At 36.0% G+C, this 1,532-nt stretch carries 2 protein-coding genes; one reads left to right on the top strand and one right to left on the bottom strand.

Features of this window, described 5'->3' with window-relative positions; genetic code table 11:
* Window positions 1-154 precede the first annotated feature (154 nt).
* Window positions 155-673 carry a hypothetical protein gene (locus BM202_RS36475; RefSeq protein WP_093835527.1) on the bottom strand — a complete coding sequence of 173 codons (519 nt, stop codon included), beginning with the start codon at window positions 671-673 and terminating at the stop codon, window positions 155-157.
* A gap of 167 nt (window positions 674-840) precedes the next feature.
* On the opposite strand from BM202_RS36475, the gene BM202_RS36470 reads away from it, so the two are divergent.
* Window positions 841-1,179, top strand: a complete 339-nt coding sequence (locus tag BM202_RS36470; protein WP_093835525.1) for a hypothetical protein — start codon at window positions 841-843, stop codon at window positions 1,177-1,179.
* Window positions 1,180-1,532 lie beyond the last annotated feature (353 nt).

Raw genomic sequence — 1,532 nt, 5'->3', positions numbered from 1 at the left:
AAGCGCTCCCAGCCGGAAAAAGTACAACCCAAGGCAACGAAGATTGAAGCTTAAAATGAGACTAAAATCTGTCAAGTAAAACCAGGGTAATACAACCCTTGGAATAGTACTGGTTTCTAATGAAGTAATTTATTGAACTTTACCTAGAATAAAGTTACCAGAAATTTGGTAGACATCTAGCAACTTCCCTTAAAGCTTTTGACATAGTCTCGGGTACTATAACCTTGCTGTTTGCTAGTGTAATACTCATCAATGATTTATTTTGTATCGCTAAAATTTCGTTCGACGTCAACCCTACATGCGTGGACAGTATAGCTCTTCCTTCCGACATTGGAGTAATGTTTAAAGATTGGCTAGACTTAACAATTTCAGAATCACCTTCAAACTGAAGTTTAACAGTGGCTAAGTTTGAAGTAGTTAGTGCATCAAAAGCCACTATCGATAAACCAAAAATAAAACTCGTATCAGTCTTAACGTGTTTTGCTAAATCAACTGTAAAAAACTTATTCTTAGTGGTGTTATTATAATCAGGAGGAATATCAATTATGCCAACGTAAGTGATTAAGGTTGATGATTTAAGTTTAGTGATAGATTTACAATCCTGCGCCTTACAAAGGCTAACAGAAGCACAAGATATTATCAAGAATAAAAAAAAACTTATAGTCTGTTGCATAAGTGAATTTCTAAGTGAAGCTATACAACCAATATAGGAATTTTACTAATTTCTTGTCAAAAATTTGTTGTGTTTTTTCAAGGGTTGTTATGTAACTAATTTTATGTAAAGGAATTAAAGTTAGAAACAGTCACACGATACAAATTTCAGTGTAATTCTAAAGTACAATGAAACTAATTAATTTAATTGACGAAATTAAAGAAGGTATCGATATAAATACCTTGCTTAGGAGGGAGCTGGGTACTGATCTTTCTGAGTTGGTTGATCTGTGTATAGTTGAGCTCTGTATGAGAGATTTGATATCACTAGAATCCGAAGTAAAACTATTCAACTCTGATTCAATTTCTGACATGAGAAACTTTCAAATAAATGGTATTAACTATGTAAGTCTTTTGCCATTTGATATGTTCCTTGAGTTTGTAGAAGAAGCTAAAAAGTTACCCCAGTTTCCTACCAGCTTAAGTATTGCTGAACGCTTCTTAGATTACATAGAAAATGATGCCTGATTTCTGTTGTATAAGTGGCATTATAGTACGTTTGAACAGGTTTGAAAAGTACTCAAAAAAACGGTTATTCCACCGTGAATTGAGCCACCAGCATGGGTAAGTCCGAGGCATTATTAGCTAAACCTGTTTAACATGTTTTGACTCCTGCTGGTGAATTTTAAAGCCTGGACAGTTCAATTGGGTCGCCGGTGCGATGGTGAAAAACCGCGTATGCTATGCTAGGGTCTAAAATTCAAGGCGTCAGTCCCCTGTTATTTTTTTTCTTTTCCCCGCTCCGGCCTTTAGGTTTGAGGGCTGGTAAGAAACCAAGATTTGGGTAGCTTGCCAGACAGACAACCGAGCGGGCTTCCCTA

Origin of the sequence: Spirosoma endophyticum, assembly GCF_900112365.1 — a bacterium.
Lineage (GTDB): Bacteria > Bacteroidota > Bacteroidia > Cytophagales > Spirosomataceae > Spirosoma > Spirosoma endophyticum.
Note: the sequence above shows the minus strand (reverse complement) of the source record. Positions and strands in the feature narration are given on the sequence as shown.

Bases quoted from the DNA above. Each gene is read 5' to 3' on its own strand.
- BM202_RS36470 (WP_093835525.1), top strand. From the start codon at position 841: ATGAAACTAATTAATTTAATTGACGAAATTAAAGAAGGTATCGATATA.
- BM202_RS36475 (WP_093835527.1), bottom strand. From the start codon at position 673: ATGCAACAGACTATAAGTTTTTTTTTATTCTTGATAATATCTTGTGCT.